This window comes from Acinetobacter sp. P37, from assembly GCF_057480965.1.
In genome coordinates, this window is sequence record NZ_JBLIYY010000006.1 from 143,484 (window position 1) to 160,510 (window position 17,027).

Sequence of the window (17,027 nt, forward strand, 5' to 3'; positions counted from 1 at the left end):
CAAGCTACAAATATTGATGGCAGATTTGAAGGTCACTGCATTGTCTATGATGACTATTCAACAAGGACTGTTCAACACTTGGCTAATCAAGTCATTCGCTTTTTCTAGATGCTTAAACAGATCAATAAAAAACCACCATAGTGGTGGCTTTTTTAACGATTAAATATTGTAGGCAAAAAAATGAATTAGATGTGTTTCATCAATTCAACCAGCTTTTGTGCAGCAAGTGACTGAGTACGGCCTGGGTGCCATACCATCCCCAGTTGACGATTCATGTTTGAAGGTAAATTCAATTGTTTTAAATCTTGGTTCAATAAGGTTTTAGGAAGGACTGACCAACCGAGACCAATGGAAACCAACATACGAATCGACTCGAGTGAATTATTGCTCATGGTGACTTTTGGTTTCAGGCCATACTTTTCAAACTCAGCCAAGGTAATTTGACTGGTATAGGTTTGCGCCGCAGGCAAAAGACTTGGGTATTGGATCAAATCTTCTAAGGTTAAATGCTCAACTTGCGCCAAAGGATGGAAAGGTGCAACCACGAATACCAGTGGATCATTCCATGTCGTAATGTATTTTAAACGGCTGTCACCTTGTGGCGGTAAAGTTAAAAATGCCAATTCTAAGTCGCCAGCCAAAACTTGCTCATGGGCCTGTTCAGAATCAACAAAGTGTACATCTAAGGTTACTTCCGGAAACTGTTGTACATATTGACGCAAATGCGCTGGTAAATGGTGTAAGCCGATATGATGACTGGTACCAATTTTCAGTTTACCTTGAACCTGACCTTGCTCATGGCTGAGCGTATGGTGAATATCGCCCAACTCATTCAGCCAGCTTTTTACTTTTGGCAAGAGAGAGTTTGCTGCATGCGTCGCTTGAACACCACGACCCGCGGATTCAAAAAGCTTGACACCGAAGTATTCTTCTAAACTGTGAATACGCTTGGTTACAGCAGGTTGCGTGATGAAGAGCTGATCTGCTGCCAAAGAGATCGAACCAGTTTCCATAACTTTTACAAAGGCTTCAAAGGCTGCGAGATTCATCTTCATTCCTATAAAGAATTTTTATGCTTAGTCTCATTGTTATAATATTTTAAGAATAAATCAAAGGGAAAGTTGTATCTTTTGATTTAAAACTAGGCGTTCAAGCCATACTACGCATTAAATCTGAGGGGATTTTTCGAGTTCTATAGCGTTATTCGAGTGCTTGATTGTTGCATGATTTAAGATGGAGCTGTGACGTTTTCAGCTCAAATGCGTTGTTACAAAGTTGTTTTTTAAACCGAAACCAGAGTTATGCATAATATAAAAAATACAGGGCTGAAAAGTATTTCAACCGTTTGAATTAAAGAGGAGCGATGGCGTTTCTTTTAACTCAGCATTGAACTAAAACAAAAATGAACTCAAGTTTTGATGGCTTGGGGAACATACTTTTCAGTGAATAATTAAAGTAACAGGTACAGTCAGGGCGGCATCGATTAGCGATAGCGTACCTCACAGGGAGAAGGCGATGGATATTAAGCACATTAAAAATTTATTGGATATTTTTGAAGGGACAGTCGAAAAGCGCTGTGCAATATATGAAATCGCAGATGACGAAGACGACGAAAACCGTGCAGCTGCCGAGTGTAATGCGGCAAAAAACAAACTGATTCTTGCGATAGAACAATTGGTTGAGGCGCATGGTCAGCTGGTCTTACAGCAAAAAACCAAGCTTTGATGATCTGTCTACGATTGAATCTATAGGATGAAATGAATAGAAAGTTAAAGTGGATAGAGTAAAAGAACGTTTTAAGGTCATTAAAAAAACCACCGTGATGGTGGTTTTTTTACAAGGAGCAGGGTTGGATTAAGCGGGGATATTTTCCTCTACAGCTTTATCTTTCTTTTCCCAGACTTTTTCGTGGAAGAAAAAGGCAACCGCTTGAACAGTTGGTTCAAGTAAACTTAATGTAATAGCCATTGCAATACTGCCTGTCACGTAATAACCAACCAACATCGCAACCGTGATATGCAGGATGTAATAGCTCAAGGTTTTTTTGAACATGCGCTGATTATTTTCGACGAACTTGTTAATGTGTGCCATGAAAATGCTCCTTGTTAAATTGATAAATCTTGGCAATGAGTTAATAATAATGATTCTTATTTTCAATGTAAAAGAGAAAATTCAATTTATGATCATTGAATTTTTAAATTACTGTTTAAAAATGGCAGAAAGTGAACAAAAAGTCGGAGAAAATTCTAAAGTTTCATCTACTGAAAGTATTGAAGTGAGCGTGTTTTAAACGCATTAATGGTCTTTAAAATGCAGTGGAAATCAGCAGTTAAATATCATTCCTATAAGTTTTTAAACTAATAAAAATGATAAATTAGATTTATGTGAATACGTGGTTATAATCGATTTAACGAAAGAATTTACCCAGTCCAGTGGAGCAAATCGACATGGCAGGCGAAACCCAAAAAGCGGAAACCCAAACAAAAAAAACCTTGTATGACAAATTGTGGGATGACCATCTAGTAAAACAACGAGATGATGGCTCTTCATTATTGTATATCGACCGTCATTTATTGCATGAAGTGACTTCTCCACAAGCTTTTGAAGGTCTACAACTTGCAGGTCGTAAACCATGGCGTTTAAGCGCTAACGTTGCAACGCCAGACCATAACGTACCTACTTCTACTAAGGAGCGTGCTGAAGGTATTGCGGGTATTGAAGATGATACCTCACGTATCCAAGTGCAAACTTTAGATGACAACTGTAAAACTTTTAATGTTGCCCAGTTTGACATCAATGATGTGCGTCAAGGTATTGCGCATGTGGTTGGGCCAGAACAAGGTTTAACCTTGCCAGGTATGACCGTGGTGTGTGGTGACTCACATACTGCAACGCATGGTGCTTTTGGTTGCTTGGCTCATGGTATCGGCACATCTGAAGTTGAACACGTGTTGGCGACTCAATGCTTAGTTCAAAAGAAAATGAAGAACATGTTGGTGCGTGTTGACGGTCACTTGGGTCAAGGCGTAACTCCTAAAGACGTGGTTTTAGCAATTATCGGTAAAATCGGTACGGCAGGTGGTACAGGTCACGCAATTGAGTTTGGTGGTCAAGTATTCCGTGATATGTCGATCGAAGGTCGTATGACGGTGTGTAACATGGCGATCGAAGGTGGCGCGCGCGTGGGTATGGTGGCTGTTGATGACAAAACCATTGCCTATGTAAAAGACCGTCCATATGCACCGAAGGGCGAACAGTGGGATGCTGCAGTAGAATATTGGAAGACTTTAGTGTCTGATGAAGGCGCGCATTTTGATACTGTTGTGGTGTTGCAAGGTGAAGAGATTGAGCCACAAGTGTCTTGGGGGACTTCTCCTGAAATGGTGATTCCTGTATCTCAAGCAGTGCCAACTTTAGAACAAGCTAGAGATGACGTACAGCGTAATGACTGGACACGTGCATACAACTACATGGGCTTAGAAGCGGGTCAGGCATTGGCTGATATTCAATTAGACCGTGTATTTATTGGTTCATGTACCAACTCACGCATCGAAGATATTCGTGCAGCGGCTGAAGTGGCCAAAGGTAAAAAAGTGGCGGCATCGATTAAGCAAGCCATGGTGGTACCGGGTTCAGGTTTAGTCAAAGCACAAGCAGAAGCAGAAGGTTTAGATAAAATCTTAATTGAAGCAGGCTTTGAATGGCGTGAGCCGGGTTGCTCAATGTGTTTGGCAATGAATGCCGACAAATTGCAACCGGGAGAGCACTGTGCATCAACGTCTAACCGTAACTTCGAAGGTCGTCAAGGTAATGGTGGTCGCACGCATTTGGTGAGTCCAGCAATGGCAGCAGCTGCGGCAATCGCTGGTCACTTCGTTGACGTTCGTACCTTCTAATCAGGGCTAATAGGAGCAAATCGCATGAAAAAATATACCGTTGAACAAGGTATCGTTGCACCATTAGACCGTGCCAATGTTGATACAGATTTAATTATTCCAAAACAGTTTTTGAAATCTATTAAGCGTACTGGCTTTGGTGCCAACTTATTTGATGAGTTGCGCTATTTGGATGAAGGCTATTTAGGTCAAGACATTTCAAAACGTCCAATTAACCCAGATTTCGAATTGAACAAACCACGTTATCAAGGTGCGTCGATTTTGATCTCTCGTGCAAACTTTGGTTGTGGTTCGAGCCGTGAGCATGCGCCTTGGGCATTAGAAGAATATGGTTTCCGTACTGTCATTGCACCAAGCTATGCGGACATTTTCTTTAATAACAGCTTTAAAAATGGCATGTTGCCAGTGATCTTGTCTGAAGAGATCGTCGATCAGTTGTTTAAAGAATGTGCTGCATCTGAAGGCTATCAATTAACCATTGATTTGGCTGCGCAAGAAGTGCGTACACCGAGTGGTGAAGCATTTACATTTGAAGTCGATCCATTCCGTAAACACTGCTTATTGAATGGTTTGGATGATATCGGTTTAACTTTACAAGCAGCCGATGATATCCGTGCTTATGAAGAAAAAACCAAAGCATCTCGCCCTTGGGTCTTTGCAGACATTAAAGCTTAAGTCAGTGTCACTGTAGAACTTCTTAGTAGTCAGTCGGCTTAAGTCTTGTTAATATCAGGCGAAACAAAATTTATACGTTAGCCAGAATTTATCAGGTTGGGTTCGAAAAATGAAAAAGTTCTTCGGTCAGCTGGTTGTAACGGGAGCGCTGTTTGCAACGCTCTCTGCCTGTCAAAGCTTTGACATGGCACGCATTAAAAATGTGAAAGAAACTGAAAGTACAAACACTAATGCTTTGATTTACTGTGCAGGTACAGCGCACTGTGAATTTGAGCGTTTTGATCAAATACAAGTGGTTGATCCAAATAATCAACGTGTACAACGTGCTGCGATTAAAGCAGGCATTGTACGGTTGAATGGTCGTTCATTGTCTGAGCCTAATCCTTTGTATTTGTCCGTACCTTCAGGTCAGCATGAAGTCGTGATTCGCTATTATCCTATTTCTCAGGAAAAAGCAGAGCGCTTGCATGTCATTCACAACTTTAGGTCCAAACACGAGTACACCTTTAAAATGTACCGTGAGCGTTCAAAAAACAGAGGCAGTTTACTAGATAAATCTGCGCCTGATCCGCTCTGTGTAGACTTAAAGCAAGGTGCAAAAACGATTCGACGTTTCTGCCGACCGTACAATGTCCTCACAGGACTTGGTGAGTTTGTAGAAAAGAAACTTTAAATCTGACTGGTAATCAAGCCAGCGTATAAATGGAAAGACTCATGTCAAAACATATTTTGATTTTACCAGGTGATGGTATTGGTCCTGAAATCGTGAAAGCGGCTGAACAAGTGCTGACACGTGTAAACGAGAAATTCAACTTAGGTTTGACTTGGGAACAAGGTCTTTTAGGTGGTGCAGCGATCGATGCGCACGGTTCACCTTATCCAGATGTAACAGCAGCACAAGCGAAGACTGCTGATGCGATTTTATTGGGTGCAGTGGGTGGTCCTAAGTGGGATACCATTGAGCGTTCAATTCGTCCAGAACGTGGCCTATTAAAAATTCGTTCAGAATTAAATTTATTTGCCAATTTACGTCCAGCAATTCTTTATCCGCAGCTTGCAGATGCGTCGAGCTTAAAACCTGAAATCGTAGCAGGTTTGGATATTTTGATCGTACGTGAGTTAACTGGCGGGATCTATTTCGGTCAACCACGTGGTATTCGTGAACTCGAAAACGGCGAAAAACAAGGTTTCAATACTGACGTATATGCTGAATCTGAAATCAAGCGTATTGCCAAAGTTGCTTTTGAAATGGCGAACTTACGTGGTGGTAAGGTATGTTCAGTGGATAAAGCCAACGTACTAGAAGTGACTGAGCTTTGGAAACAAACTGTAACTGCGTTAAAAGAAGAGCAGTATCCTGAAATTAACTTGTCTCATATGTATGTTGACAATGCTGCCATGCAATTGGTCCGTGCGCCAAAACAGTTTGATGTAATCGTGACAGGTAACTTGTTCGGCGATATCTTGTCTGATGAAGCGGCGATGTTAACCGGTTCTATCGGCATGCTGCCATCGGCTTCTTTAGATGAAAATGGTAAAGGTATGTATGAACCTTGCCACGGTTCAGCACCAGACATCGCAGGTCAAAACATTGCGAACCCATTAGCAACGATTCTGTCTGTTGCTATGATGCTACGTTATACCTTCCGTGAAGAAGCGGCGGCAAAAGCAATTGAAGATGCTGTAGGTAATGTCTTAGATCAAGGCTTACGTACAGGTGACATCATGTCAGAAGGCAGTACTCAAGTCGGTACTGTTGAAATGGGTCAAGCTGTAGTTTCTGCATTGAACTAATGGCGAATCAAAAAACGCAGCGTTTATGCTGCGTTTTTTGTGCCTAGAAATTATCAATCCTAGAATTGATGCGCTAACAGGTGCGACCAGTTAATCGGACATCAGTTGCAATATTATGCTTTAAGCGAAATTGAATAAGGCAGTTTAACTCAACCTCATAGCGTGTATTTCCACTGGGAATCGGCACAGCAGCGCCGCTGCCCATGCCCATCGCAGGATTTTCCGCCATCGGTAAAGGAATACTGATCGGGCGTGTAACACGATAACGAAGGTAGTCTGAACTGACCTCTACGGGAGAAGTTCTTTGATAGCCGAGTTTGCTGAGGTCGAGTTCTGCTTGAATCGCTTGGCTCGATTGACCAATAAATGAGGCTAAATAGCGTTCACGCTCAACGGAGGATATCGTTGATGTCGTGGTACAGCCAGCCAACCATACAATGCTTAGAACGCATCCCATGCTCAGTATCGGGCGAATAAAACGCTGATCTTCGTAAACCTGAGGTTCTAAAATAAATTTCATGGGTCAGTTTCTCACGAAATAAATTCAGTTTAGTCAGTTCGGTCTGTATAACACTGTAGTCATTTGATACACGGTCATCCGAGCAAGATTAGCCTCTAGGATTCTCATGCAGGATCAACAAGCTCTGCCAACATAGTCAATGGATTCAACTATTTGATTGCGTAATTTGAACTCGATTTTACATTCCATATCGACAGTGACACCACCTTTAGACGGCGTTGGGATAGGGGCGCCCATGGCTATACTGGTGCCGATATTTGGTGTACCTATCGGAATTGGCATTGAGCGTAAAATGGTATAACTGAGTTTTTCATTGCTTTGTACGGGTGCTCCCATCACTTTATAGCCCAATTGACTCAAGTTGAGCTCTTTACGAACTTGATCAGCTGGCTGTCCAATATAGTGTTGTAGGGATTGATTGAGTTGCTTTTGGCCTGTCGTGGCGCAAGCAACACAAAAGATAGCACCGACTAATCCTAGATGTTTCATATGATTTTATGTCCTTATATTTTGAATTTTATAATCGAATTTTTATGTTTTTAGACTGTAAAGCAAATTTGCAGTCAATTTTTATCATTGTATTGAAATAAATACAAAAAAAGCCACTGATAAAGTGGCTTTTTCGCTTCGCTAAAACTTAGCGCGCACGGTAAGTGATACGACCCTTAGTCAAATCATAAGGTGTCATTTCTACTTTAACACTGTCGCCAGTCAAAATACGGATATAGTGTTTACGCATTTTGCCAGAGATGTGAGCAATCACTTCATGACCGTTTTCTAAACGTACACGGAACATAGTATTAGGAAGCGTCTCGGTGACAACGCCTTCGAACTCGATGAGTTCCTCTTTATTGGCCATAGCCTACCTGAATGAATAAATTAGCAAGGCGCAAATTATAGTCAATTTTTTTTCAGAATACAAGCCGTAAAAGGCTTTGAACTGATCGACTGTCAGTAAAATAAGCGAACAATTTAGTTAAATATTTTCAACAAAAAATGTGCAGTAACTGTTGTCAGTTTGGTCAATCGCAGTTAATCTAAAATCAATCTTTTTAGGTATAAATGAAGTACATACAAGGAAGGTTCTGGAGTGGGTCAGCTAACTGATGCATCTGTTGTGTTGCGTTTAGGGTATCAAGCGATTCGTCGTGCCGGATTGCCAACAGAAGAAATTTTAACAAAAGCGGGTGTGGCATTAAATCAGGTTGAAACCAATGACCGTACCCCATTGAATGCGCAATTTGCGTTCTGGGTGGCTGCAGAAGAAGTCAGTAAGGATCCTGATATTGGTTTGCATCTGGGAGAGCATTTGCCTTTATATCGAGGGCAGGTGATTGAACACTTATTTATTTCATCTGAGAATTTTGGTGAAGGTTTAAAGCGAGCTTTGGCGTATCAACGCCTAATTAGCGATGCCTTTCATGCACAATTGGTGATTGAAGATGACCGCTGCTATTTGACCAATGGTCATCAGCCTTGGGCAGAAAATATCGTGAATCGTCATTTTTCTGAATGCGCGATGTCCGGTGTTTTGCGTTTCTTTAAGTTTATTACTGAAGGGCGTTTTCAGCCGATTTATATCGACTTTAACTTTAGTCAGGGCGCGCCAGATGATGAGTATTTCCGTGTTTATGAATGCCCTGTGAGCTTAGGGCAGAAAGAAACCCGATTGTATTTTGATCCGGCTATTTTAGAGTATCAATTGTGGCAGGCAGAACCTGAGTTATTACAATTGCATGAGCAGTTGGCGATTGAAAAACTTCAGGAGTTGGCGCGTTATGATTTGGTCGGTGAAGTTCGCCGTGCAATTGGTTCAACGCTAGAAAGTGGTGAAACCACGCTTGAAACGGTCGCTGCGCAGCTCAACATTACCCCGCGTCGTTTACGAACTCAGTTGTCAGAAGCCAATACTAGTTTTCAGCAAATTTTGTCAGACTATCGCTGTCGTTTGGCTAAAAAATTATTGGCCAATACCAATGAAAGTGTGGAGCGCATTGTGTACTTAACGGGTTTTTCTGAACCAAGTACGTTCTATCGTGCATTTAAACGCTGGACCAATGAAACGCCTGTGGAATATCGTAAACGAAAGCAGCGTTAACGTTGAACATTTAAAAGTATTCCCTAAACAAAATCCCCCTTTTTCAAAGAGGGATTTTCATCTTTAGAATCTGGCAATGGCGGAAATGAAACACCCTCTCTGTGAAAGTGAGGTTGGGAGGGATTGTTTATTCAGGCATATTTAGCCAATGTGGTCCTAACGGAACTTGAGGAAGTTTAAACTGAGCTGGATAGTCTGCATGGATAAAATATAGTCCATCGGGTGGTGCAGTGACACCTGCTGCTTTACGGTCTTCAGCAGCAAAAATATCGTCAATATGGTCAACGTCATACATACCTTGCCCAATTTCCAATAAACAGCCCATGATGTTACGCACCATATGATGTAAAAAACCATCGGCCTGAATATCTAAGACCAAGTAGCATCCGTGTTGGATCAGACGGCAATGGCTGACATGACGAACGGGCTGATTGGACTGACACGCTGCGGCACGGAAGCTTTCGAAATTATGAGTGCCTTCAAATTTGGCCGCAGCACGTTGCATTTTCAGCACATCTAGCTTGGCATAAACATGGGTCACTTGCTTGTGCAGTAAAGCTGGACGTTGTGGATTGTTATAGACCACATAGCGATAACGACGTGCTTGCGCTTTAAAGCGGGCATGGAAGTCCTGATCCATTTCCTTAATCCATTGGATGGAGATATCACGGGGTAATTGGCTATTGCTGCCCATTAACCATCCGCGAATGGGGCGAATCGCCTGAGTATCGAAATGTGCCACCATATTGGTTGCATGGACGCCGGCATCTGTTCGGCCAGCGCCATGCAACATGATCGGCTCATTGGCTACTTTACTGAGGATGGTTTCAATGGTTTCTTGCACGCTTGGTACGCCCGGTTGCTGAGTTTGCCAGCCCTTGTATTGCATGCCACAAAACTCAATCCCAATCGCAAAACGTTGCATAGTTACCTCAAATGACTTAATCGTTCCAATGCGCAGTCCAGTCTGCGGCACTGCCGTATTGTAAATACATTTTCAAACATTTGGCATAAAGATCTGCATGACCCAAACAATTGCTTAGTAATATTCCACTGTCTTTGACCCAGTCACTCACAGCATAGCGTTGATCTATACCGCCATGAACAACCTGTGTACTTAAAATAATTTTGCAATTTTTTTGTTGTATAGCCTTTAATACATTGAGTAACTCAGCATCAACGGCAATATTGCCTGTGCCAAAACCTTGCAGAATTAAAACATCTGGCGTGTGTGTAAGTAGGGCGGCTAAATTTTGACTGTGTAGATCAGTTGCTATCGGTTGCCACATCCAATTCAGGCAATTGAAATGAGCTGCTTTGTCTAAATCATTGGCTTGAACAATATACGGTGATGTCAGCATTGAAAGTGGCTGTGTGGCTGGCAGCCCATCAAAGGCTTTCAGATCGGTTGTATGTACTTTTAGTGCGGATTGAGCATGCATTAATTGATGATGAAAGGCCAAATAAACCCCAACACTGGATTGGTGTACCGATTCCAATGCAAAATTTAAATTGTCGATGGCATCGGTAAATTCACGGGTGTTGTCACCAGCCACATTAAACAGCGGATATTGGCTGCCTGTTAGCACGATATGAGCAGACTGTGCCATAAAGTGTGCAAGTACTGCGCTGGCATAGCTAAGCGTGTCTGTGCCATGAATAATTACGAAATGCTGAAATTGTTGTAATTGTAAACTTTGAATTTGTTGGATCAGTGCCAGCCAGTCGGGCGCCGTACAGGCACTACTGTCACGAATGACAGGTGCGACTAAACATTCAATGTTTAGGTGCAGTGGCAGCACATGCTGTAATTTAGGTAAAAACACATTCGCTGGCATGGGGCTTAAAGGTTCACCGATACAACCGAAAGTACCACCCATATAAATAAGAGCAATTTTTTTCATCATAAAAAAAGCAGCCTTGAAAGACTGCTTTAGTTTAAATCGCTTTTGTTTAAGATGCGATTTGATTCAGTAACTGATCTGCTTGTTGACGTTGAGCTGAAGAAAACTCAGCCTCTTTTTCAGTCAAAATTTCACGTGCAGCGTCATAAGCACCTAGTTTGATGTATTGCGCTGCCAATTCAAGATTCAATTCAATTTCATTGACTTCAACCAGTTCAGGGAAAGATTGAACCAATGGATCGTTTTGGTCTGTAGCAGATGGGGTTGACGGTGTGCTTAAACCGCTAATGTCAAAACTCACACCACTTGAAGCAGGGGCTGCAGGTTTAACTTCAGGCGTAGACTCTAAGTTAAACTCTGTTGCAGGAGCAACAACCGCTTCTTCTGTTTTTGCTGTTTCAAAAGCACCTAAGTCAAAGTTTAAGGTTGGAACTTCAACTTTGTTTTCTTCTACAACCGATGTTTCTGTTGTAAATGAAAAATCTAAAGGCTCGATTTTTTCTTTTACAGTTTCTGTTTTAGTTTCAGCCGCAGCTTCAGTGCTTGGGGCAAAGTCCATTGCAAAATCAATCGGTTTGATTTCTTCAACGGTAGGAGATGGCTGAGCAATCTCTTCGGTTTTCGGTGTTGCTTCAAGTGCAGGTTCTGGTGAAATTGAAAGCGTGTCAAATTCAAGCGGCTGTATGTTTTCAGCAGGAGCACTTTCAACTGGGGTAGAAATGTCTGCTTTTGCAGGCGTTTCAGTGGTGAAATTAAAATCTAGTGGTTTAATTTCGGCTGCTTTGGGCTCAACAGGTGCAGCAGTTGAACTTTGCATTAAAGCATCAAAATCAGAGGTATTTTGAGCTTTTGATGGAACCTCTTCAGTGATCGGTGATACAAAGTTAATGGCATCATCTTTCACATTTTGAGAATTTTCAAACTCTACTTTTTTTGCTTCAGCTTGTTCTAAAATTTCATCGAGTTCAAGTGAACGAATATGGCTCAGCAATTGGCTGATGGCAAATTCGTCTTTTTGTAAAATGTGAATATCTAATAGATATAGGTATAACTCATGTTGTGAGTTGTCACGTTTTAACGATTGATTGATTTGCGCTTCAGCAGAAAAGAAATTACGTTCTGCAATTAATTTTTCAATTTTGCCACGAGCTTCTGTCGTTAATGGTGTCATTGATTTTTTTTCAATGACACTGTTTTCAACCACTTGAGTTTTCTTCGGAGTCGCTTTAGCTGAAACACCCGTTTTCTTGGTTTTAGTGGATGTTGGTTTGGCTTTATCTGATTCTTGATCTTTTTGGCGTTTGTTTAAAAAAACCAATACGATCACTAAGATCACTAATGGAATCACATAAATCAGCATGTTTTAACCCCTTGGAGATAGAGCGATATAAAGTTGCACTCATCTCTATAAAATCTTGATTGGTAACGTTTTAGTTTATTGGCTTCTTTTATCTGCTTGTTGAGCTTTCAACTGTTGTTGCAGTTGAGCAAGACGAGCATTTAATAATTGAATTCTGTGATCCTTTTGATTTAGCGCCAATTCTAATTGAGTTACGTTTCTCTGTAATTTAACGGTTTTTTCACGAGATGTCATAACTTTTAATGACAACTCTTTCGAAGTTTTATTCTTTTCTGCCGCACTGTTGGCAGAAGATTGTGCCGAATCTTGCGCTTTCTCTGCAACCAGACTCATTTCAGCTTGATTCAAACGGTATTTGGTTTTGCCTGACTGCTTCGAAGGCACTTTGGCAAGTTCTGCCGCAGAGACTTTTACAGGCTGTTTTGCTTGCTGCATACCATGCAGATTTAATGCTGCACCACGGCGCAGACGGTTTACGTCGCCCTGAATGAATGCATGTTCGTTGCTGTTTTTAATCTGTTGCATGACTTCAGAGACAGGGCGGTTTTGTTCTGTCGCAATACGTGAGGCAATCCCCCAAAGGCTTTCATTTGAGCGAACCACATATTTTGCCACAGGTGTTGCTGTTGATGCAGCTGCAGTACTTGTTGGTTTTGGTGTAGATGCTGTTTGAGTTGTCGTTGTTGGGTTTTCACGTTTTTGTGCTGCCTGCTCCGCAGCAAATTTTTGTGCCAATGGGTCTTGAGATCTTGCAGTTGATGCTGTTGCAGTTTGTGTGGCTTGCATTTCTGAACTGACAGAGCCGGTCGAATTGGTTTTTGTAACTTGCGAAATTGATGTTTCAGCACCTGATGAAGTACTTCCGCTATGTTGCTCCGCAGGCGTAACACTATAATTTTGTACATGCGTGACAGGTTCAATCGCAACAGGCGTTGACGTTGCTAACTGTGGAGGTGCTTTGGTACTGAGTAATAAGGGTTGTTCTGCAGCTACGGGTGCTTTTGCGGTATACAGTGTGCTGACAGGTAAATTTAAGGCAATTTCTTTTTCATTTACAATCACGACAGGTGTTAAAGCACGCTCATTGGCACGGGTTTGAGTCGCATTTGACTGCGCTGGATTGCGTTTTAATGGGGTACGAATTTGTTGCAGGCGTGAAGCATTACCTTCTTTAATATTAACAATAAAATTAAGCTCAGCATCGGTCACTGGACGCGAAGAGGTAATGGTAATTACCCCATTGCCCGCACCATCACGACGCGTAAAGAAGTTTAAATGCCCCGGTGGTTGATGCCCTGTACCCATACTCAACAAATCTTCTGCCGTGGCTAAACTTGCACTGAGCGGCACAGATGTATTTGAGTGGCGAAAATGAATCTCAGCGTACAGCAATTCCCCGGGTGCTGACTGGACTTGTACAGGATCAATGCTGATCGCTTGAATGTTTTGAGATGCAATAACGGCTAAAATGGCGATCTTTAATTTGTTATATACGGTCATCTTAATCTTTAGCTCGAATATATGTCGCATGGCGAAAATTATAGATTAGCGAGTTGTCAAAGAATTGTAAAATATTTACACGACAGTTACATAAAAAAGCCGATCAATTGTGATCGGCTTCCTGTTCAGAGACTTAAAAATGCTTAAGCATTTTTATAATCAATGAGAATTCTTAGCATACGACGTAAAGGTTCAGCAGCACCCCAAAGCAATTGGTCACCTACAGTGAATGCACCTAGGTATTCTTTACCCATGTTGAGCTTACGGAGACGACCAACTGGAACAGACAAGGTGCCTGTTACAGCAACAGGAGTCAAATCAGTCATTGACGCTTCACGGGTATTTGGAACCACTTTAGACCAATCGTTGGCACTTGCGATAATATCTTCGATTTCATCCAGTGGAACATCTTTACGAAGTTTTAAAGTCAATGCTTGTGAGTGACAACGCATTGCACCGATACGGACACAGTGACCATCAATAGGCACGATTTGCTGGTTGCCTAAGATCTTGTTGGTTTCAACTTGACCTTTCCATTCTTCTTTCGACTGACCGCTTTCAAGCTGTTTGTCGATATAAGGAATGAGAGAACCAGCTAAAGGCACACCGAAGTTCGCAGATGGGAAACCTTCACCGCGTTGTAGGGCTGCAATTTTAGAGTCGATATCTAAAATTGGAGAACGTGGGTCATCTAGCAAATCTTTGGTATTGTTGTACAAGTAACCCATACCTGAAATCAGTTCACGCATGTTTTGCGCGCCTGCACCAGATGCCGCTTGATAAGTCATTGAGGTTGCCCATTCCACTAAATTATTTTGGAATAGACCGCCTAGACCCATTAACATTAATGAAACGGTACAGTTACCGCCCACGAATGTTTTTGTGCCTTTTACTAAGCCGTCTTTGATTACGTTCATGTTTACTGGGTCAAGTACGATGATCGCTTCATCATCCATACGTAAAGTTGATGCAGCATCGATCCAGTAACCATTCCAGTTTTCAGCTTTAAGCTTAGGGAAAACTTCAGTCGTATAATCGCCACCTTGGCAGGTGATAATGACATCCATTTGCTTCAGACTATCAATGTCCGTTGCATCCATAAGTGCTGGGGCAGTCTTACCACCAAACACAGGGGCTTCACCACCTGCATTACTGGTAGAAAAGTAAAACGGTTCGAAATGAGCGAAATCGTTTTCTTCAACCATACGTTGCATAAGGACGGAACCAACCATCCCGCGCCAACCGACCAGACCTACTTTCATGTCACTTTGCCTCGGTGCGTTAAAAAAATAAAAAGGGGGTTCGAGTGTACCAAAAGGGCGCATAACTGCAAGCGCTACATAATGAAAACACCAATAATATTGTGCAATATATCTTGTTTATGTTACATGCAAAACTGATATAAATTTATGAATCAATAAAAAATAAAGAATATAAGGGAGGCGTAATGATTTGGATTGAAATACTGGCGGGCTTCGTCATTTGGTTGACATTTTGGTCACTCATACCACGAGATGAATGGTGGTTTCGTGGTGCAGATTTTCCGCGTCTGCAAATCTTGGCTTTGGGCATATTTGCCTTCATAGGCTTAATTTTATGGAATGCTGAATGGGACTTGGCGCGTGAAATCATTTTAATTGGGTTGATTGCTGCCTTGGCATATCAATTAAAAATGGTTTTGCCTTATACCTTTATTTGGAAAAAACAAGTCAAAAAAGTTCGTTCAGACCAGTTAGATAAACAGAAACAAATTTCAATCATTGTCTCAAATGTACTTACGCCGAATACTCAATATCACTTATTATTGGCACAAATACAAAAGCATCAACCTGACTTAGTACTCACGCTAGAAACAGATCAAACTTGGCAAAATGAATTGACAGTGATTGAAGCTGATTATCCTTATCGCGTACCCGTACCTTTGGATAATTTGTATGGCATGCATTTGTATAGCAAGTTAGAACTTAGTGAAACTGAAGTCAAATTTATTCTCAGTGATGAAATTCCTTCGATCCATACCCGAGTCACCTTAGCATCAGGAAATCAGGTTCAACTGTATTGTTTACATCCTAAACCGCCAAGTCCAACAGAAGCCAAAGATTCAACTTTACGCGATGCAGAATTGCTGATTGTGGGCGATCAGATTAAAGATTTAGATGAAAGTTGCATCGTTATGGGGGACCTGAATGATGTGGCATGGTCACGTACTACACGACTCTTTCAACGAATCAGTGGGCTTTTAGACCCGCGTGTTGGACGTCATTTCGTAAATACCTTTCATGCCAATTATCCACTGCTGCGTTGGTCGCTCGACCATATTTTTCATAGTACAGATTTTGCATTGGTACATATGGAACGCTTGCCCAATATCGGTTCAGACCATTTTCCAGTCTATGTGGTGCTGCAAACAGGCAGGGTATTTGAGCAAATCCAAGAAGAATTAGAGCAAACAGATGAAGATGAACAAGAAGCGCAAGAGGCAATTCAGGAGGGTATAGAAAAAGCTGAGGAAGAGGAGAAGATTGTGACTGATGAAATCGCCCGTGATTATAAGGATGGTACGAAGGCACCTTGATTTTGTTTGATTTAAGAGAAAAGTGTAAGAAATAGCTTACACAGCTTTCGGCTTCTGACGAATGGTCAGGTCAAGTGTATTGACTTATTCTTTGTTCATCGGCACATGGAACTGGGAACGGAACATCCCACTAAGGAAGACGAAGCCGATGGAAGCATCACGGAACAGATGCAGGAAAGGAAAGCCAATAAAAAATAAAAAGAATACTTGTGAAAGCACAACCTCATAGACCCGAGTTTTGCAGGATGCAGAACTCGGGTTTTGCTTTTGTGATATACATATTTTTGCTTTTCTTTTGATCAATTTCTTTATACAGTGTGCCAAGAAAAAAAACGATGAATTTCCAATAAAAATATAGGTATGAGACGTTCTATGCTGTACGAATGGCACCAAAAAATATTGCAGATTACACACTTATCCACCGATGCACTTTCCATTTACCTTGGCTTAATCCTGTTCTTTTTTGTGGCCTTTTGCCACCACCGCCAATTGAAATCACATTATGCGATTTGGACGGTTGTGGTCGTTGCAGTGGGGGTGGAATTGTTTAATGCACGGCATGACATTTTAGATAGAGGCTATTGGCGTATAGGGCAAAGTTTGCAACATATTTTGAATGTCTTGTTACTGCCAATGATCCTTTGGTTGATGGCCCGATACCGTGTATGGAAGGGTTGAATCACCATTAAGTCATTCATAATAAAA

The 17,027-nt window shown here is 41.6% G+C and carries 19 protein-coding genes; 9 read left to right on the forward strand and 10 right to left on the reverse strand.

The annotated features are described in order from the left end of the window. Window positions 1-185: 185 nt before the first annotated feature. The gene (locus AC25JC_RS07495) at window positions 186-1,049 is read right to left on the reverse strand and encodes a LysR family transcriptional regulator (RefSeq protein WP_078189725.1); all 864 of its coding nucleotides are present in this window, start codon (window positions 1,047-1,049) and stop codon (window positions 186-188) included. A 466-nt stretch (window positions 1,050-1,515) separates the two neighbouring features. Here AC25JC_RS07495 and AC25JC_RS07500 point away from each other — a divergent pair, with 466 nt between their 5' ends. Continuing rightward, complete coding sequence (locus AC25JC_RS07500) at window positions 1,516-1,725, forward strand: hypothetical protein (RefSeq protein WP_180131715.1); 210 nt, start codon at window positions 1,516-1,518, stop codon at window positions 1,723-1,725. A 129-nt stretch (window positions 1,726-1,854) separates the two neighbouring features. Here the strand turns inward: AC25JC_RS07500 and AC25JC_RS07505 are convergent, their stop codons facing one another. After that, complete coding sequence (locus tag AC25JC_RS07505) at window positions 1,855-2,091, reverse strand: DUF2061 domain-containing protein (RefSeq protein ID WP_486923780.1); 237 nt, start codon at window positions 2,089-2,091, stop codon at window positions 1,855-1,857. Between AC25JC_RS07505 and AC25JC_RS07510 the strand changes: the two genes are divergently transcribed. From AC25JC_RS07510 to leuB, 5 genes are all read left to right on the forward strand, one after another. Continuing rightward, window positions 2,090-2,290, forward strand: a complete 201-nt coding sequence (locus AC25JC_RS07510) for a hypothetical protein (RefSeq protein WP_486923781.1) — start codon at window positions 2,090-2,092, stop codon at window positions 2,288-2,290. The two genes, AC25JC_RS07505 and AC25JC_RS07510, sit on opposite strands and share 2 nt — an antisense overlap. A gap of 157 nt (window positions 2,291-2,447) precedes the next feature. Next, entirely contained in the window at window positions 2,448-3,896 is a 1,449-nt protein-coding gene (gene leuC, locus AC25JC_RS07515; protein ID WP_486923782.1) for a 3-isopropylmalate dehydratase large subunit, read from the forward strand. Window positions 3,897-3,920: 24 nt separating this feature from the next. Further along, window positions 3,921-4,571: a 3-isopropylmalate dehydratase small subunit gene (gene leuD, locus AC25JC_RS07520; protein ID WP_180062913.1), complete on the forward strand. Its 651-nt coding sequence runs from the start codon at window positions 3,921-3,923 to the stop codon at window positions 4,569-4,571. Window positions 4,572-4,680: 109 nt separating this feature from the next. Continuing rightward, the gene (locus AC25JC_RS07525) at window positions 4,681-5,244 is read left to right on the forward strand and encodes a hypothetical protein (protein ID WP_486923783.1); all 564 of its coding nucleotides are present in this window, start codon (window positions 4,681-4,683) and stop codon (window positions 5,242-5,244) included. Window positions 5,245-5,285: 41 nt separating this feature from the next. Continuing rightward, the gene (leuB, locus tag AC25JC_RS07530) at window positions 5,286-6,365 is read left to right on the forward strand and encodes a 3-isopropylmalate dehydrogenase (RefSeq protein ID WP_078189719.1); all 1,080 of its coding nucleotides are present in this window, start codon (window positions 5,286-5,288) and stop codon (window positions 6,363-6,365) included. Between the two features lie 73 nt (window positions 6,366-6,438). Here the strand turns inward: leuB and AC25JC_RS07535 are convergent, their stop codons facing one another. The 3 genes from AC25JC_RS07535 to infA all read right to left on the reverse strand — a co-directional run bounded on the left by AC25JC_RS07535 (window position 6,439) and on the right by infA (window position 7,744). Next, window positions 6,439-6,885: a hypothetical protein gene (locus AC25JC_RS07535; protein WP_486923784.1), complete on the reverse strand. Its 447-nt coding sequence runs from the start codon at window positions 6,883-6,885 to the stop codon at window positions 6,439-6,441. Between the two features lie 114 nt (window positions 6,886-6,999). After that, on the reverse strand, window positions 7,000-7,374 hold the full coding sequence (locus AC25JC_RS07540) for a hypothetical protein (RefSeq protein ID WP_078189718.1): 375 nt from the start codon (window positions 7,372-7,374) through the stop codon (window positions 7,000-7,002). A 148-nt stretch (window positions 7,375-7,522) separates the two neighbouring features. Then, window positions 7,523-7,744: a translation initiation factor IF-1 gene (gene infA, locus AC25JC_RS07545; RefSeq protein ID WP_001284370.1), complete on the reverse strand. Its 222-nt coding sequence runs from the start codon at window positions 7,742-7,744 to the stop codon at window positions 7,523-7,525. Between the two features lie 231 nt (window positions 7,745-7,975). Between infA and AC25JC_RS07550 the strand changes: the two genes are divergently transcribed. Next, window positions 7,976-8,983, forward strand: a complete 1,008-nt coding sequence (locus AC25JC_RS07550; protein ID WP_078189717.1) for an AraC family transcriptional regulator — start codon at window positions 7,976-7,978, stop codon at window positions 8,981-8,983. A gap of 127 nt (window positions 8,984-9,110) precedes the next feature. Here AC25JC_RS07550 and truA read toward each other — a convergent pair whose 3' ends face one another. The 5 genes from truA to asd form a co-directional block, all read right to left on the reverse strand. Next, window positions 9,111-9,908, reverse strand: coding sequence for a tRNA pseudouridine(38-40) synthase TruA (gene truA, locus AC25JC_RS07555; RefSeq protein ID WP_486923785.1), 798 nt, complete (start codon window positions 9,906-9,908; stop codon window positions 9,111-9,113). Window positions 9,909-9,924: 16 nt separating this feature from the next. Further along, on the reverse strand, window positions 9,925-10,887 hold the full coding sequence (locus AC25JC_RS07560) for an asparaginase domain-containing protein (protein ID WP_486923810.1): 963 nt from the start codon (window positions 10,885-10,887) through the stop codon (window positions 9,925-9,927). A gap of 49 nt (window positions 10,888-10,936) precedes the next feature. Further along, complete coding sequence (locus AC25JC_RS07565; RefSeq protein WP_472585054.1) at window positions 10,937-12,247, reverse strand: fimbrial protein FimV; 1,311 nt, start codon at window positions 12,245-12,247, stop codon at window positions 10,937-10,939. A gap of 75 nt (window positions 12,248-12,322) precedes the next feature. Further along, window positions 12,323-13,747, reverse strand: a complete 1,425-nt coding sequence (locus AC25JC_RS07570) for a FimV/HubP-related protein (RefSeq protein ID WP_486923786.1) — start codon at window positions 13,745-13,747, stop codon at window positions 12,323-12,325. A 143-nt stretch (window positions 13,748-13,890) separates the two neighbouring features. Next, the gene (asd, locus tag AC25JC_RS07575) at window positions 13,891-15,009 is read right to left on the reverse strand and encodes an aspartate-semialdehyde dehydrogenase (RefSeq protein WP_180132702.1); all 1,119 of its coding nucleotides are present in this window, start codon (window positions 15,007-15,009) and stop codon (window positions 13,891-13,893) included. A gap of 185 nt (window positions 15,010-15,194) precedes the next feature. On the opposite strand from asd, the gene AC25JC_RS07580 reads away from it, so the two are divergent. Together AC25JC_RS07580 and AC25JC_RS07585 are read left to right on the forward strand one after the other, a co-directional pair. Next, complete coding sequence (locus AC25JC_RS07580; protein ID WP_486923787.1) at window positions 15,195-16,322, forward strand: endonuclease/exonuclease/phosphatase family protein; 1,128 nt, start codon at window positions 15,195-15,197, stop codon at window positions 16,320-16,322. A gap of 372 nt (window positions 16,323-16,694) precedes the next feature. After that, on the forward strand, window positions 16,695-17,000 hold the full coding sequence (locus AC25JC_RS07585) for a hypothetical protein (RefSeq protein ID WP_486923788.1): 306 nt from the start codon (window positions 16,695-16,697) through the stop codon (window positions 16,998-17,000). The last annotated feature ends 27 nt before the right edge of the window (window positions 17,001-17,027 follow it).

Bases quoted from the DNA above. Each gene is read 5' to 3' on its own strand.
- AC25JC_RS07570 (WP_486923786.1), bottom strand. From the start codon at position 13,747: ATGACCGTATATAACAAATTAAAGATCGCCATTTTAGCCGTTATTGCA.
- leuD (WP_180062913.1), top strand. From the start codon at position 3,921: ATGAAAAAATATACCGTTGAACAAGGTATCGTTGCACCATTAGACCGT.
- AC25JC_RS07525 (WP_486923783.1), top strand. From the start codon at position 4,681: ATGAAAAAGTTCTTCGGTCAGCTGGTTGTAACGGGAGCGCTGTTTGCA.
- AC25JC_RS07540 (WP_078189718.1), bottom strand. From the start codon at position 7,374: ATGAAACATCTAGGATTAGTCGGTGCTATCTTTTGTGTTGCTTGCGCC.
- leuC (WP_486923782.1), top strand. From the start codon at position 2,448: ATGGCAGGCGAAACCCAAAAAGCGGAAACCCAAACAAAAAAAACCTTG.
- infA (WP_001284370.1), bottom strand. From the start codon at position 7,744: ATGGCCAATAAAGAGGAACTCATCGAGTTCGAAGGCGTTGTCACCGAG.
- AC25JC_RS07585 (WP_486923788.1), top strand. From the start codon at position 16,695: ATGCTGTACGAATGGCACCAAAAAATATTGCAGATTACACACTTATCC.
- leuB (WP_078189719.1), top strand. From the start codon at position 5,286: ATGTCAAAACATATTTTGATTTTACCAGGTGATGGTATTGGTCCTGAA.
- truA (WP_486923785.1), bottom strand. From the start codon at position 9,908: ATGCAACGTTTTGCGATTGGGATTGAGTTTTGTGGCATGCAATACAAG.
- AC25JC_RS07560 (WP_486923810.1), bottom strand. From the start codon at position 10,887: ATGAAAAAAATTGCTCTTATTTATATGGGTGGTACTTTCGGTTGTATC.
- AC25JC_RS07580 (WP_486923787.1), top strand. From the start codon at position 15,195: ATGATTTGGATTGAAATACTGGCGGGCTTCGTCATTTGGTTGACATTT.
- AC25JC_RS07495 (WP_078189725.1), bottom strand. From the start codon at position 1,049: ATGAATCTCGCAGCCTTTGAAGCCTTTGTAAAAGTTATGGAAACTGGT.
- AC25JC_RS07565 (WP_472585054.1), bottom strand. From the start codon at position 12,247: ATGCTGATTTATGTGATTCCATTAGTGATCTTAGTGATCGTATTGGTT.
- AC25JC_RS07505 (WP_486923780.1), bottom strand. From the start codon at position 2,091: ATGGCACACATTAACAAGTTCGTCGAAAATAATCAGCGCATGTTCAAA.
- AC25JC_RS07535 (WP_486923784.1), bottom strand. From the start codon at position 6,885: ATGAAATTTATTTTAGAACCTCAGGTTTACGAAGATCAGCGTTTTATT.
- asd (WP_180132702.1), bottom strand. From the start codon at position 15,009: ATGAAAGTAGGTCTGGTCGGTTGGCGCGGGATGGTTGGTTCCGTCCTT.
- AC25JC_RS07510 (WP_486923781.1), top strand. From the start codon at position 2,090: ATGAAAATGCTCCTTGTTAAATTGATAAATCTTGGCAATGAGTTAATA.
- AC25JC_RS07500 (WP_180131715.1), top strand. From the start codon at position 1,516: ATGGATATTAAGCACATTAAAAATTTATTGGATATTTTTGAAGGGACA.